This is a genomic window from Streptomyces sp. GL_140, assembly GCF_057834465.1.
Genome location: NZ_CM174404.1, coordinates 5,746,346 through 5,759,651 on the forward strand (window position 1 = coordinate 5,746,346; position 13,306 = coordinate 5,759,651).

Consider the following 13,306-nt stretch of genomic DNA (forward strand, 5'->3'; position numbering starts at 1 on the left):
GGCTTTCCCGCCGGGTGGTGACCCGAGGAGCCACCTTGGCTGCTGAGCTGCACGTCGAGCTGGTCGCGGCGGACCGGAGTGTCTGGTCCGGCGAGGCCACCCTGGTTGTCGCCCGCACCACGTCCGGCGACATCGGCGTCATGCCCGGTCACCAGCCGCTTCTCGGTGTGCTGGAATCGGGCCCGGTGACCATCCGCACCACGGACGGCAACACTGTTGTCGCCGCGGTGCACGGCGGATTCATCTCGTTCGCGGACAACAAGTTGTCCCTGCTGGCCGAGATCGCCGAGCTTGCCGACGAGATCGATGTCGAGCGGGCGGAGCGGGCACTGGAGCGCGCGAAGGCGGAGACCGATTCGGTCTCCGAGCGTCGCGCCGATGTCCGGCTGCGCGCGGTTTCGGGGCGCTGAGTCCCGGAACTGGTAAGAGTTTGAAACCTCAGCCGCGGCCCCTTCCGGAATTTTCCGGAGCGGGTCGCGGCTGAGGCGATGCAGGTCCGGCCCAGACTCTGTCTGGCAGGCACTCTGTCGGTTGCGGTATTCGATGAGCGAGGAGGTCGGTGAAAGATGCTCCTCGCTCTGCTTGTGAGCGCCCTGGTCCTAGTAGCCCTGTTGGCGATCGGGCTGTTCGTCTTCGGACTGCGCCGCAGACTGATCCAGCGATCCGGCGGCACCTTCGACTGCAGCATGCGCTGGGGTGTGGCCGAGGAACCCGACGTCTCCGGCAAGGGCTGGGTGTACGGGGTCGCGCGCTACAGCGGTGACCGCATCGACTGGTTCCGCGTCTTCAGTTACTCCCCCCGGCCGCGCCGGCTGCTGGAGCGGGCCTCCATCGAGGTCATCGCCCGCCGCGCCCCCGAGGGCGAGGAAGAGCTCGCCCTGCTGTCGGACGCGGTCGTACTGGGCTGCGTGCACCAGGGGACCCGCCTGGAGCTGGCGATGAGCGACGACGCGCTGACCGGGTTCCTGGCCTGGCTGGAGGCGGCGCCTCCTGGCCAGAGGGTGAATGTGGCCTGATCTATTTCAGACGTGAGGAAGCCGGGGAGACGGGGGCGGACCCGTCTCCCCGGCTTCTGTTCTTCACCGGGGCATCGGTCACCGGGCCGGTGCGTGGGGCCTAGGAGAGGCCGGTGGAGATGGCGCTCGCGAGCTCGCCGTTCGTGGTGTCACCGCTGAACTCCCAGGAGAAGGCTCCCCTGAGGCCCTGCTGCTTCACCGAGGTCATCTTTCCGGCGATGGTGGCGGGGGTGTCGTAGCTCCACCAGTTGCTGCCGCACTTGGCGTACGCCGTGCCGGCGATGGTGCCGGTCGACGGGCAGCTGCTCTTGAGGACCTTGTAGTCCTCGATGCCCTGCTCGTAGGTGCCCGGGGCCGGTCCGGTGGCGGTGCCGCCGGGGGTGGCCTGGGTGACGCCGGTCCAGCCGCGGCCGTAGAAGCCGATGCCGAGGTTGAGCTTGGAGCCGGCGATGCCCTTGCCCTTGAGCTTGGTGATCGCGGCCTCGGAGTTGAATCCGGCGATCGGGATGCCGGTGTACGAGGTGAGCGGGGAGTGCGGGGCCGTCGGGCCCTTGGCGTCCCACGCGCCGAAGAAGTCGTACGTCATGACGTTGTAGAAGTCGACGTACTGCGCGGCGCCCGCGTAGTCGGCGAGGTCGAGCTTGCCGCCGTTGGAGCCGTCCGCCGAGATCGCGGCGGTGACCAGGTTGCTGCCGCCGAACTTGGCGCGCAGGGCGGAGAGCACGTTCTTCAGGGCTGCGGCCCCGCTGGTGTCGCAGGACAGGCCGCAGGCGTTCGGGTACTCCCAGTCGATGTCGATGCCGTCGAAGACGTCGGCCCAGCGCGGGTCCTCGACCAGGTCGTAGCAGGACTGGGCGAAGGCCGCCGGGTTCGCGGCCGCCTGGCCGAAGCCGCCGGACCAGGTCCAGCCGCCGAAGGAGTACAGGACCTTGATGTTCGGGTACTTCTTCTTCAGCTCGCGCAACTGGTTGAAGTTGCCCGCGACCGGCTGGTCCCAGGTGTCGGCGACGCCGGAGACGCTGGAGGAGGCGTCGTAGGTCTTCTGGTAGTCGGCGTATGCGTCACCGATGGTGCACTTGCCGCCCTGGACGTTGCCGAAGGCGTAGTTGATGTGCGTGATCTTCGAGGCGGTGCCCGAGGTGACCAGGTTCTTCACGTGGTAGTTGCGCTGGTAGACGCCCCAGTCGGTGAAGTAGCCGAGCTTGACCGTGGAGCCCGGGGTGCCGGGGTCGCCGGGGTCGGGCGGTGTGGTGCCGCCGGTGGTGGTCACCGACAGGGCGCCCGAGGAGGGGCCGGTCTGGTCGATCGTGTCGCGGGCGGTGACGGTGTAGCTGTACGTCGTGCCCTTGGTCAGACCGGAGTCGGTGTAGGAGGGGGTCGTGACGGTGGCGATCTTGGCGCCGCCGCGGTAGACGTCGTAGTTCTTGACGCCCTTGTCGTCGGTGGCCGCCGACCAGCCGAGGGTCAGCCCGGTGTCCGTGACTCCGCTGGCCGTGGGGGTGCCAGGGGCGGTGGGCGGGGTGTCGGTGGGCGGGGTGGTGCCGCCGTCGCAGGTGCCTCCGTTGACCTTGCAGCCGCTGGGGGCGCCGGGGCCCGCGCCGTTGAAGCCGAAGCTGATGGTGGCGCCCGGGGCGAGGGTGCCGTTCCATCCGACGTTCTTGCCGGTCCAGTGGGTGCCGGAGCTGGTGACCGTGGCGTCCCAGGCGGAGGTGACGGAGGTGCCGGCCGGGTAGTCCCACTCCACGGTCCAGCTGCTGAGGGTGGTCGTGCCGGTGTTCTTCACCGTCCACTTGCCCTCGAAGCCGGAGCCCCAGTCGGAGACCTTGGTGTACGTCGCGGTCGCCGAGGCGGCGGCCTCGGCCGGTCCCGCGAGGGCCACCAGCCCGGCCACGGGCAGGGTGAGCACGGCCAGGGCGGCCGCCACTCTTCGGAAAAACGGTGCGCGTCGTGGGGGTGCTGTGCTCAAGGGTGCTCCTCCGAGGTCCGTCGCGGCCGTGGGGCCGGCCGCGGCATGGGGTGGGACCTGCGCCGCCCGTGAGCGTGCCCGACACCAGTTCTTGTCATGGCACGTTCACCACAGTTGCGTTGGAGATTAGAAAGGTCTGGACCAAGCGTCAAGAGGTCCAGACCTCCTTGTGCGGGCACCCCAGCACGACCCGAGCGGATCCCCAGCGGATCCTCAACTCCCGTGCGGGAAAGGCCGATTGCTCAGCGGTCGCCGCCCGGGACCCAGAGCACGTCCCCGACCTCCTTGTTGGCCGTACGGGCCAGGATGAAGAGGAGGTCGGAGAGACGGTTGAGGTAGGTGGCCGTCAGCGGGTTCATCACCTCGCCGTGCACCTCCAGCGCCGCCCATGTGGAGCGCTCGGCGCGGCGGACCACCGTGCAGGCCTGGTGCAGGAGGGCGGCGCCGGGGGTGCCGCCGGGGAGGATGAAGCTGCGGAGCTTCTCCAGCTGCTCGTTGAACAGGTCGCAGTCCGCCTCCAGCTTGTCGATGTAGAACTGCTCGACGCGCAGCGGAGGGTATTCGGGCTTCTCGACCACCGGCGTGCAAAGGTCCGCACCCACGTCGAACAGGTCGTTCTGCACCCGGACCAGGACCTTCGCGACATCGGAGGGCAGCGAGCCGAGCGCGATCGCCGTCCCGATGGCCGCGTTGGCCTCGTTGGCATCGGCGTACGCCGAGATCCGCAGATCGGTCTTGGCGGTACGGCTCATGTCGCCGAGCGCGGTAGTGCCCTTGTCGCCGGTGCGGGTGTAGATACGCGTGAGGTTCACCATGTCCTCAGCGTAGTGCGGGCCAACTGGGGCCCCCTGCTGGACTGCTGGGCCGTCCCGGTGTGATGTCCGTCATCTGAGACGTGACGCGTGTTACTTCGCGGTCACACGACCCCTCACGGACGCTAGTCTCCGCCGGAGAAGGTACGAGACCGTGCCGATTTCCGAGGCTGCGCCGAGTCGAAGGCGCCGTGCCGTTTTCAAGAGCGTGGGGTGTGCAGTGGCTGGGAAGCTCGCCGTCATCGGTGCCGGACTGATGGGTTCCGGAATCGCGCAGGTCTCCGCCCAGGCGGGTTGGGACGTCGTGCTGCGCGATGTCACCGACGCCGCGCTGACCCGTGGGACGGACGGGATCAAAGCCTCGTACGACCGGTTCGTCGCCAAGGGCAAGCTGACCGCCGAGGACGCCGAGGCCGCGCTCGCCCGCATCACCACGAGCACCGACCTCGACGCGGTCGCCGACGCCGACATCGTCGTCGAGGCCGTCTTCGAAAAGCTGGAGGTCAAGCACGAGATCTTCCGCGCGCTCGACAAGCTGGTGCGCGAGGACGCGATCCTCGCCTCCAACACCTCGGCCATCCCGATCACCAAGATCGCCGCCGTGACGGAGCGTCCGGAGCGGGTCGTCGGCGCGCACTTCTTCTCGCCCGTCCCGATGATGCAGCTGTGCGAGCTCGTGCGCGGCTACAAGACGAGCGACGAAACCCTCGCCACCACCAGGGCGTTCGCCGAGTCCGTCGGCAAGACCTGCATCGTCGTCAACCGCGACGTCGCCGGTTTCGTGACGACCCGCCTGATCTCCGCGCTCGTGGTCGAAGCCGCGAAGCTGTACGAATCGGGCGTCGCCTCCGCCGAGGACATCGACATCGCCTGCAAGCTCGGCTTCGGCCACGCGATGGGCCCGCTGGCCACCGCCGACCTCACCGGCGTGGACATCCTGCTGCACGCCACCAGCAACATCTACACCGAATCGCAGGACGAGAAGTTCGCTCCGCCGGAGCTGATGCGCCGCATGGTGGACGCGGGCGACATCGGCCGCAAGAGCGGCCAGGGCTTCTACAAGCACTGAGACGGGCCGGCGCGAGTGCCGGGCCGGTACGGCTCGTTCGAACGCGTTCCTTCACCCCTCGGAGTGAATTAGGTATCGGTTCGCTCACGGTCGGCAACTTCCCCGCCCTCGAGGCAGTCAGTTGCAGTGAGAGTTGCCGACCACGGGCCAGTCGATCAGCCGGATCATACGTACGCAGTACCGCACTGCCGGGAGCACACATGCACATCAGGGGCGACCACGCCGAACTCGCTGTCGGGGGCCGCCTCGACGTGCGCAGCGCGGCGGACGCCCGTACGGTCCTGCACACCGCACTGGACGACGGTCACGGCGACCTCGTGCTGGACCTCACCGGGCTCGACTCCTGGGACGCGACCGGCCTCGGCGTGATCATGGGCGCCCACCGGCGGGCCGGCCGCAGCGGCCGGCGGCTCGTCCTGCGCGGGGTGCCCCCGCAGATGCAGAGGCTCCTCGTCGCCACCCGGCTCCACCGGATTCTGGCCATCGAGGGCGGCCTCGAAGCGGAATCCCTGCCGCGCGTGTGACGATGCCGGGGTGTACACGGACTGCGGAAACGTAACGGTCCGGTGGTTTAGGCACCCCTGCGGTTCCCGCGCGGCCGGGCACGGTCTAGGGTTCGGGCGAAACCGGACCAGTAGCGACAGCGGCGTGTGCGAAGGCCGGGTGGTAGACGGCGACAACGGCGCACGGCGCGATCGGGGGACTTGGTCATGGACCGCAGCAGTACGCAGGGGTCGACCCTTCCGGCAGAACAACCCGCCCGGGTGGTGACGCTCACCGCAGGGGACTTCACCCTCACGGTGAACCCCGTCGACGGCAGCGAGATCGAGCCGACGCACCGCCCCGGCGGCGAACCCGCCCGAATACCCGCCAAACGCGCCTTCGCCGCCCGCGCCTCCAGAGCGGCCGCCGTACGGCCCCCCGTGCCGCCGGGCGCCCCGGCGGGCACCCGCCCGCTGCTCGGCCGCGAGGAGGAGCGCGAGCGCCTCGTACGCCTCCTCGGGCGCGGCCGCTCCGTACGACTGACCGGTCCCTCCGGATCCGGGCGCACGGCACTGCTCGACGCCGTCGCCGACGCCTGCGCGGACCTCGCCCCCGACGGGGTCGTACGGCTCAGCGCGTACGGGCACCAGCAGCCCGGCGAGCTGCTCCACGCCCTGTACGCCACCGTCTACGAGGCTTCGGCCGAGCGACCGGAACGGGCCGAACTCCTCGCCCGCGTCCGCGAGATCGGCGCCGTGGTCCTCCTCGACGACCTCGACATGGGCGGCCCCGCCCTCGACGAACTGCTGCGGGCCACGCCGGAGTGCGCGTACCTGCTCGCCGCCACCCCCGACACCCGCGCCCCTTCCGACGACTCGCACCTCGAAGAGGTCTTCCTCGGCGGGCTCTCCCAGGCCGACTGCCTGGCCCTGCTCGAAGCGGGCACCGGACGGGCCCTGACGGAAGCGGAGACCGCCTGGGCGGGGGACCTGCGCTTCGCCGCCGAAGGGCTGCCGCTGCGCTTCGTCCAGGCCGCCGCACTGCTGCGCCAGCGGGACGAGCTGAACCGGTCCGACTCCGAGGACGAGGACGAGGAGCCCGGAGTCTTCGAGGAACGGCCGCGCGAAGCCGCCTTCGTCCCCCTGCCCACGCTCGCCGAGGGCGCCGCCCCGGCGGAACTCCTGGCCTCGCGGGTCAGCGAATCGGCGCGGGCCGCACTGCGGATCGCCTGCGCGCTGGGCGGGGAGCTGCCGCACCACGCGCACCTGCCGGCGCTGGTCGGGGACACCCACGCCGACACGGCGGTGGGGGAGCTGCTCGCCTGCGGGCTGCTGAGCCCGGTCGGCACGCGCTACCGGCTGGCCGCCGGGGTCGCGCGGCAGCTGGAGGAGGTCGGCTACGGGGACACCGCTGCCGAGGAGGCCCGTACGGCCGCCCGGCACTACGCCTGGTGGACCGGGCACACCTCGGTGACCCCGGAGCGGGTCGCGGCGGAGGCCGACGCGGTGCTCGCGTCGCTGGCCGGAGCCGATGTGGTGGCCGCGGTGCTGCTGGCACGGACGGCGGCCCCGGCGTTCGCCGCCTCGCTGCACTGGGAGGCGTGGGAGCGGGTGCTGCGCTCCGGCGCGGAGGCCGCCCGCAAGGCGGGGGAGGTCGCGGAACAGGCGTACTTCCACCACGAGCTCGGGGTGCTGGCCCTGTGCGAGGGACGGCTCGACCGGGCACGCGCGGAGCTGGAGACCTCGATCGGGCTGCGCGGGGCCCTCGCCGACAAGCGGGGCACCGTGGCCGGACGGCGGGCGCTGGCGCTGGTCACCGACCGGGAGACGGCGGGGGTGGAGGTGTCGCCGCCGCTGCGGCTGGCTCCGCCGACCACGGGCGGGGCGCCGGCTTCGGGGTCGGCCTTCGGTGGTGGCGGTCCGGCCGGGTCGGCCGGGTCGGCGGCTTCCGGAGCCGGTGGGTCGGGTGGGGCAAGTGGGTCCGCCGGGGGTGCCGGGTCGGTTCGGCCGGCCGGGTCGTCCGGGTTGTCCGGGTCGTCCATACCCGGCGTGCCACCTGTTTCCGCCGTTTCCGGAGTGCGCCCGCTGAGCACCGTCGTGCTGCCTGTCGCGGCGGATCCCGCGGCCTCGGAGGCGGTGACCACGGTCGTGCCGGCGCTCGCTCCGGCGGGTTCGGTGGCGGCCTCGACGCTGGCGGAGGTGTTCGAGGACGCGTTCCCGCTCACGCCCGAGCCGGAACCGGTGCTCCCCGAGCCCGGTCCGAAGCCGGAATCCAGCCGTAAGAAGGTTCTGCTGGCCGTGGCCGGGGCGCTGACGGTGGTGGCGCTCGGCACGGTGGTCGCGCTGGCGATGACCGCGAGCGACGAATCGGCGCCGCCGGCGCAGGGGCCGGGGTTCTCGACCGCTCCGACGACGGGGCCGGCGCAGAATCCGCCGAGCGGTTCGGGGCCGAGCGGGAACGATCCTTCGCCGGAGCCGGGGGAGTCTTCCGCCGCGCCCGAGGCCTCGGAGGAGCCGAGTGCGACGCCGTCCGTGCGGAGGTCGCCTTCGCGGAAGCCGTCGCCTGCGCCGCAGTCTTCGAGTCCGGTGGTTCCGACTCCGCCGGCGTCGAGCCCGGCCAGCCCGACTTCGCCGGTGCCGAGCCCGGACCCGACTCCGTCGACGAGCCCGCCTGTGACGAGCCCGCCCGCTACGGGGGCAGCCCCGGGGATCACTCAGCCCTGACGGTCCGCGCCCGTCCCTTGGGGCGGGCCCTGCGGGGCTTGTCCCCTACCCACCCTTCGCCCGTTCCCTGGGGCTCCGCCCCAGACCCCGCGCCTCAAACTCCCCCAGCTACCGCTGGGAGGTGCCCCCTGGCGGGGCTGGATTTCCAGCCCCGCCGGCGTTTGTGATTCCTCAGAACAGCCTGAGCTTGTCGTCCTCGATGCCGCGCATGGCGTTGTAGTCCAGGACCACGCAGTCCATGCCGCGGTCGTTCGCCAGGACGCGGGCCTGGGGCTTGATCTCCTGGGCGGCGAAGATGCCCTTCACCGGGGCCAGGTGCGGGTCGCGGTTGAGGAGTTCCAGGTAGCGCGTGAGCTGCTCGACTCCGTCGATCTCGCCGCGACGCTTGATCTCCACGGCGACTGTCCCGCCGGAGGCGTCCCGGCACAGGATGTCCACGGGGCCGATCGCCGTCATGTACTCGCGGCGGATCAGCGTGTAGCCCTCGCCGAGGGTGTCGATCCGGTCGGCCAGGAGCTCCTGGAGGTGTGCCTCGACACCGTCCTTGATCAGGCCCGGGTCGGTGCCCAGCTCGTGGGAGGAGTCGTGGAGGACTTCTTCCATGGTGATGATGAGCTTCTCGCCCGCCTTGTTGACGACCGTCCAGACGCCGGCCTCGTCACCACTCCCCTCCTTGAGGGTGCAGGGCGGCGACATCCAGTTGAGCGGTTTGTACGCCCGGTCGTCAGCGTGGATCGAGACACTGCCGTCGGCCTTCACGAGGATCAGACGGGGTGCCGAGGGCAGATGGGCGGTGAGCCGGCCCGCGTAGTCGACGGAGCAGCGGGCAATGACGAGACGCATGGTCGGCAACGCTACTCGACCGATGGCCATGCACGCGATTCGCCCCCGAAAGCCCCGTTCGCGGATGGCGCGTTGTATGCGCATTCTCCTGGTGCGGTCCCCACCGGGCGCCTACCGTGGTGAGCGGGAGGTTGCCGAGCGTGCACGCTGCGTCGCGGCCTCCCTCCCTGCCCGTAAGACTCCGGCAACCAAACCGCCGGGGTCGCGAGAGGAGAACCCATGTCGCTCGACGTCTCACCGGCCCTACTCGAACAGGCCGAGCGAGGCGAGGTCGACGAAGCCGCTTTCGTCGACTGCGTCCGGACCTCCCTGCCCTACGCATGGGAGATGATCAGCTCGTTGGTGGCCCAGCTCAAGGTGGACGGCGGACAGTTCGCCGACAACCAGACGCCGCCGCCCGACGAGCAGGCGCGTGGTCAGCTGCTGCGCGCTCTCGCGAGTGACGCGATACGAGGTGCGCTGCAGCGCCACTTCGGAGTGCGCCTGGCATTCCAGAACTGCCACCGAGTAGCGGTGTTCCCGCTGGACCCCTCGGTGGACGACCGGCTGGCCAAGTTCACTTCGATCCGGGGTCAGCTGCTCAACCAGTCGCCGGAGCTGCGCGACTGTTAGCAGTACCAGTACCGAACCGTGGTGTGACCGTTAACCCGCTGCCGCTCCGGTGCCAACGGAGCGGCAGCCCTGGTCAGCCGAGCCTGGGCACGACCTCGGCGCCGAGCCGGCGGAGGTTCTCCTCGGTCGCGGCGAGGTCCCCCGACCCCTCCGTCAGCAGGGCGAACCGCGTGATGCCCGTACGCTCCGAGGTGGCCGCCAGGCGGTCGGCCGCCAGCTCCGGGGTGCCGACGGGGTGCAGGTCGCACAGGAGCTCCGTGTACGCCACCGGGTCCCGCATCGCGCGCTGGCGCCCGTCCACGGTCACGTGCGCGTCCAGACCCTGCTTGAACCAGCCCGGCATCGCCTTCAGCAGCGTCTCCCGGGCGTCCGCCGTCCGGTCCGCCAGCTGGCAGACCCCGGCCGAAACGTGGCCCGCCTCCGGCGAGTGGCCCGCGGCCCGTGCCGTACGCCGCCACAGCCCGACCATCTCCGCCTTGTCCTCGTCACCGCAGTGCATGCCGAGCAGCATCGGCAGCCCGCGCTCCGCGGCGAGGCGGACCGACGCGGGGGAGGTGCAGGCGACGATCACTTCCGGCCCCGTCCCGTCCCCGTCCAGCGCCTCCGAGGGACGCGGTACGACGGCCACCTCGCGGAAGCCGTACCGCTCGCCGACCGCTCCCGGTCCGGCCGGCCCGGCCGTTCCCACCCGGGGCTCCGTCAGCCAGCGCCGCAACAGGTCCAGGTCCTGCGGGAAGCGGTTCTCGTACGCGTCGAGCCCGCCGCCGAAGACCTCCAGGTCCACCCAGGGGCCGCCCCGGCCCACGCCCAGGGTGAACCGCCCCTCCGAGGTCAGGTGCAGCAGCGCCGCCTGCTCGCCCAGGGCCACGGGGTGCGTGCTCGGCAGCACGCTCACCGCGGTGCCCACGCGCAGCCGCCGCGTGCGGCCCAGCATCAGGGCCGCGAGGGTCACCGCCGACGGGCAGACCCCGTACGGCACGAAATGGTGCTCGGCGACCCAGACCGAGTCGAGCCCGGCCTCCTCGGCCACCTCCGCGGTCCGCACCGACCGGTGCAGAACCTCCCCCTGTCCCTGGCCAGGGAACTGGGCAGCCAGTACAAACGCTCCTACGCGCATCGCCTTTAGCCTCCTAGCGGCTGACGCGGCCTCCCCCAGGCGGACCGGTTTCCTTGCTTGGTGACAACTCCTTACTCGGCAACAACGTCTGACACGTGCCAAAGGCACGGCCTGTTGGCAAAGTTATTGGGATTGTCAGGCCAGTCGCACGTTTTCCCGATGGTCTGCCCGATGGTCGTCCTTCAGCCACCCTGCGGGCACCGGGGCTCGCTGCGCGTAGTCTGAGAGAAAGTCACTGCCGTCCGCCCATCCGTGAGGTATACGTGTCACCGCGCCACAACCGCCCCAGGGGCGGCGAGAATCCAGCCGATCGTTCGGACCAGGGCTCGGGCCCGGGGAGCCTGGACAGGTACGGGCTGGAGCGCACGGAGGAGTACCAGGGCGAGGAGTGGAAGGTCCGGCACGTCGCGGGCGCGAGCGCGGCGGGCAAGCGCTACCGCTGCCCCGGCTGCGACCAGGAGATCCCCTCCGGCACCCCGCACCTGGTGGCCTGGCCGGAGTACGGCGGGGTCGACGACCGCCGGCACTGGCACAAGGCCTGCTGGAACGCGAAGGACCGCCGCACCTCCAAGGTGCAGCGGTCCCGCAACGCGCCGAAGTACTGAGGGCCGATGGCCGGGGTCACACGTCCCGGCGGCCGACCACTACGTACGAGGCGGTGACGGTGCAGCCCGTCACCAGCAGGATCAGCAGCATGTGACTCAGGCTGCCCGGGAGAGACGAGCCGCCCGTGGTGGGATCGGGCCCGCCGGTCGGCATGCCGAACAGCTGGATCAGCGCCACCGGCACGTTGTACTCGATGAGCGCCCGGCCGATCGGGGCCACGGCCTCCCAGATGTTCAGCACCGCCCCTATCACCGGCGGCAGCGTGACCACGCCGAGCATGACGGCGACCGCCCCGGCGGAGTGCCGCACGAGCGCCCCGACCGACGCGGCCAGCAGGCCGAGCAGGGTGACGTAGAAACTGCCCAGCAGCATCGCGCCCCACTCGGATCCCGAGTGCACCCCGGAACCGGGACCACCGCGCAGCATCGCCGCGGTCAGCCCGACCAGCGAGACCGATCCGGCGATGGTGAGGAACGCGGTGATGCCGAAGACGAGGTACTTGGCGGTGAGCACCCGGTACCGGTCGGGGGCCGCCGTGAGGGTGGTGCGGATCAGGCCCGTGCCGTATTCGGAGGTGATCGTGAGCACTCCGAGGACCATCACCGGCAGCTGGCCCACCAGCAGGCCGAACAGGGCGGGAGCCGGGAACGGCATCTGCTCGAAGTCCGTGTCCTTGGTCTGCAGGATGACCGCACCGCCGATGCCGGCCACGAGCAGCACCAGGGACCCGAGCGTCCACACCGTGGAGCGCACCGAGGTCAGCTTGGTCCACTCCGAAGCCAGGGCGTGCCCCAGGTGCGGGCGGGGGTTCGGCAGCGGCGAGCTGTAGCCCTCGGGCTGCCGCTGCTCCGCCCGGTCCGTGGTCGTCGGGGCCGTCATCGGGAGTCCTCGGGGGTGGGTGCGGGGGCGTGCGGGGGAGTGCGTACGGGTTCGGGCGCGGCCCCGGCTCCGGCCAGCTCGCCCGGGGTGCCGGGCATCAGGAACGGCCTGCCGTCCGACCCGGGCGGCGGAGGCGCGAAGAAGCCGGCCTGCGGGACCTGGAGGGCCTCGGCGGCGTCCTCCTCCCACTGGGGGACGCTGAGCGGCTCCGGCTCCCACAGCTCGGCGCGGGGGTCCTCGGTGGAGGTGTACTCGACGGAGGACTGGGTCATCCGCATGTACGCCTCCTCCAGCGAGGCCCGGTGCGGGGACAGCTCCCACAGCCGTACGCCCGCCTCGTGCGCGAGATCCGAGATCCGGGGCAGCTCCAGCCCGGTCACCCGCAGCGCCCCGTCGGGCTCCCTGAGCACGCGGCCGCCGGCCTTGGTGAGGACTGATCCCAGGGTGTCCCAGCCGCGCGGGTCGGTGTCGGCGGTGCGGACCCGCGCGAATCCGGCCGAGTTGTGCGTGATGAAGTCCTGGGTGCTCATGTCGGCGAGCAGCCGGCCCCGGCCGATCACGATCAGGTGGTCGGCGGTCAGCGCCATCTCGCTCATGAGGTGCGAGGAGACGAAGACGGTGCGCCCCTCGGCGGCGAGCCCGCGCATCAGATTGCGGACCCACAGGATGCCCTCGGGGTCGAGACCGTTGACCGGCTCGTCGAAGAGCAGCACCTCCGGGTCGCCGAGCAGGGCGGTCGCGATGCCGAGCCGCTGGCCCATGCCGAGCGAGAAGCCCTTCGTGCGCTGGCGGGCGACGTCCTGGAGGCCCACGACGCCCAGTACCTCGTCGACCCGCTTCTCGGGGATCCCGGAGAGCTGCGCGGTCGCCAGGAGGTGGGTGCGGGCGCGGCGGCCGCCGTGCATGGCCTTGGCGTCCAGGAGGGCGCCGACGTGCCGCTGGGCGTTGGGCAGGTCGCGGAAGGGCACGCCGTGAATCGTGACCCGGCCGGATGTGGGGCGGTCCAGGCCCAGGACCAGGCGCATCGTGGTGGACTTCCCGGAGCCGTTGGGCCCCAGGAATCCCGTCACGTGACCGGGCCTGACCTGGAAGGACAGGTCGTCGACGGCGGTCTTCGCGCCGAAGCGCTTGGTCAGGCCGACAGCCTCGATCATTGCTCTGCCCCTTGCCCGGCGGGGAC

General features: G+C 71.2%; 13 protein-coding genes. 7 read left to right on the forward strand and 6 right to left on the reverse strand.

Annotated features, from left to right (window positions below):
- Positions 1-35: 35 nt before the first annotated feature.
- A complete protein-coding gene (locus tag AC3IYJ_RS26690; protein WP_330298604.1) occupies positions 36-410 on the forward strand; it encodes a F0F1 ATP synthase subunit epsilon in 375 nt (124 codons plus the stop codon).
- Positions 411-566: 156 nt separating this feature from the next.
- Positions 567-1,016: a DUF2550 domain-containing protein gene (locus AC3IYJ_RS26695; protein ID WP_489397263.1), complete on the forward strand. Its 450-nt coding sequence runs from the start codon at positions 567-569 to the stop codon at positions 1,014-1,016.
- 100 nt (positions 1,017-1,116) lie between these two features.
- Here AC3IYJ_RS26695 and AC3IYJ_RS26700 read toward each other — a convergent pair whose 3' ends face one another.
- Positions 1,117-2,982, reverse strand: coding sequence for a glycosyl hydrolase family 18 protein (locus tag AC3IYJ_RS26700; RefSeq protein ID WP_489397264.1), 1,866 nt, complete (start codon positions 2,980-2,982; stop codon positions 1,117-1,119).
- A gap of 242 nt (positions 2,983-3,224) precedes the next feature.
- Positions 3,225-3,797: a cob(I)yrinic acid a,c-diamide adenosyltransferase gene (locus tag AC3IYJ_RS26705; protein ID WP_489397265.1), complete on the reverse strand. Its 573-nt coding sequence runs from the start codon at positions 3,795-3,797 to the stop codon at positions 3,225-3,227.
- 217 nt (positions 3,798-4,014) lie between these two features.
- On the opposite strand from AC3IYJ_RS26705, the gene AC3IYJ_RS26710 reads away from it, so the two are divergent.
- The 3 genes from AC3IYJ_RS26710 to AC3IYJ_RS26720 all read left to right on the forward strand — a co-directional run bounded on the left by AC3IYJ_RS26710 (position 4,015) and on the right by AC3IYJ_RS26720 (position 8,069).
- Positions 4,015-4,863 (forward strand): 3-hydroxyacyl-CoA dehydrogenase family protein, encoded by an 849-nt coding sequence (locus tag AC3IYJ_RS26710; protein WP_330298610.1) that lies wholly within the window; start codon positions 4,015-4,017, stop codon positions 4,861-4,863.
- A gap of 200 nt (positions 4,864-5,063) precedes the next feature.
- Positions 5,064-5,387: an STAS domain-containing protein gene (locus AC3IYJ_RS26715; RefSeq protein WP_031150506.1), complete on the forward strand. Its 324-nt coding sequence runs from the start codon at positions 5,064-5,066 to the stop codon at positions 5,385-5,387.
- 186 nt (positions 5,388-5,573) lie between these two features.
- Positions 5,574-8,069: an ATP-binding protein gene (locus tag AC3IYJ_RS26720; RefSeq protein ID WP_489397266.1), complete on the forward strand. Its 2,496-nt coding sequence runs from the start codon at positions 5,574-5,576 to the stop codon at positions 8,067-8,069.
- 171 nt (positions 8,070-8,240) lie between these two features.
- Here AC3IYJ_RS26720 and nucS read toward each other — a convergent pair whose 3' ends face one another.
- A complete protein-coding gene (gene nucS, locus AC3IYJ_RS26725; protein WP_489397267.1) occupies positions 8,241-8,912 on the reverse strand; it encodes an endonuclease NucS in 672 nt (223 codons plus the stop codon).
- A gap of 219 nt (positions 8,913-9,131) precedes the next feature.
- On the opposite strand from nucS, the gene AC3IYJ_RS26730 reads away from it, so the two are divergent.
- A complete protein-coding gene (locus tag AC3IYJ_RS26730) occupies positions 9,132-9,524 on the forward strand; it encodes an SCO5389 family protein (protein WP_030660337.1) in 393 nt (130 codons plus the stop codon).
- Positions 9,525-9,597: 73 nt separating this feature from the next.
- On the opposite strand, the gene AC3IYJ_RS26735 is transcribed toward AC3IYJ_RS26730, so the two are convergent.
- A complete protein-coding gene (locus tag AC3IYJ_RS26735; RefSeq protein ID WP_489397268.1) occupies positions 9,598-10,641 on the reverse strand; it encodes an LLM class flavin-dependent oxidoreductase in 1,044 nt (347 codons plus the stop codon).
- Between the two features lie 263 nt (positions 10,642-10,904).
- On the opposite strand from AC3IYJ_RS26735, the gene AC3IYJ_RS26740 reads away from it, so the two are divergent.
- The gene (locus AC3IYJ_RS26740; RefSeq protein ID WP_250744750.1) at positions 10,905-11,246 is read left to right on the forward strand and encodes an ATP/GTP-binding protein; all 342 of its coding nucleotides are present in this window, start codon (positions 10,905-10,907) and stop codon (positions 11,244-11,246) included.
- Between the two features lie 16 nt (positions 11,247-11,262).
- Here AC3IYJ_RS26740 and AC3IYJ_RS26745 read toward each other — a convergent pair whose 3' ends face one another.
- Both AC3IYJ_RS26745 and AC3IYJ_RS26750 read right to left on the reverse strand, forming a co-directional pair.
- Positions 11,263-12,126, reverse strand: coding sequence for an ABC transporter permease (locus tag AC3IYJ_RS26745; protein ID WP_489397269.1), 864 nt, complete (start codon positions 12,124-12,126; stop codon positions 11,263-11,265).
- Complete coding sequence (locus tag AC3IYJ_RS26750; protein ID WP_489397270.1) at positions 12,123-13,280, reverse strand: ABC transporter ATP-binding protein; 1,158 nt, start codon at positions 13,278-13,280, stop codon at positions 12,123-12,125. The genes AC3IYJ_RS26745 and AC3IYJ_RS26750 overlap by 4 nt, the downstream gene beginning before the upstream one ends.
- Positions 13,281-13,306: the final 26 nt, after the last annotated feature.

Bases quoted from the DNA above. Each gene is read 5' to 3' on its own strand.
- AC3IYJ_RS26695 (WP_489397263.1), top strand. From the start codon at position 567: ATGCTCCTCGCTCTGCTTGTGAGCGCCCTGGTCCTAGTAGCCCTGTTG.
- AC3IYJ_RS26705 (WP_489397265.1), bottom strand. From the start codon at position 3,797: ATGGTGAACCTCACGCGTATCTACACCCGCACCGGCGACAAGGGCACT.
- AC3IYJ_RS26715 (WP_031150506.1), top strand. From the start codon at position 5,064: ATGCACATCAGGGGCGACCACGCCGAACTCGCTGTCGGGGGCCGCCTC.
- AC3IYJ_RS26720 (WP_489397266.1), top strand. From the start codon at position 5,574: ATGGACCGCAGCAGTACGCAGGGGTCGACCCTTCCGGCAGAACAACCC.
- nucS (WP_489397267.1), bottom strand. From the start codon at position 8,912: ATGCGTCTCGTCATTGCCCGCTGCTCCGTCGACTACGCGGGCCGGCTC.
- AC3IYJ_RS26730 (WP_030660337.1), top strand. From the start codon at position 9,132: ATGTCGCTCGACGTCTCACCGGCCCTACTCGAACAGGCCGAGCGAGGC.
- AC3IYJ_RS26735 (WP_489397268.1), bottom strand. From the start codon at position 10,641: ATGCGCGTAGGAGCGTTTGTACTGGCTGCCCAGTTCCCTGGCCAGGGA.
- AC3IYJ_RS26745 (WP_489397269.1), bottom strand. From the start codon at position 12,126: ATGACGGCCCCGACGACCACGGACCGGGCGGAGCAGCGGCAGCCCGAG.
- AC3IYJ_RS26750 (WP_489397270.1), bottom strand. From the start codon at position 13,280: ATGATCGAGGCTGTCGGCCTGACCAAGCGCTTCGGCGCGAAGACCGCC.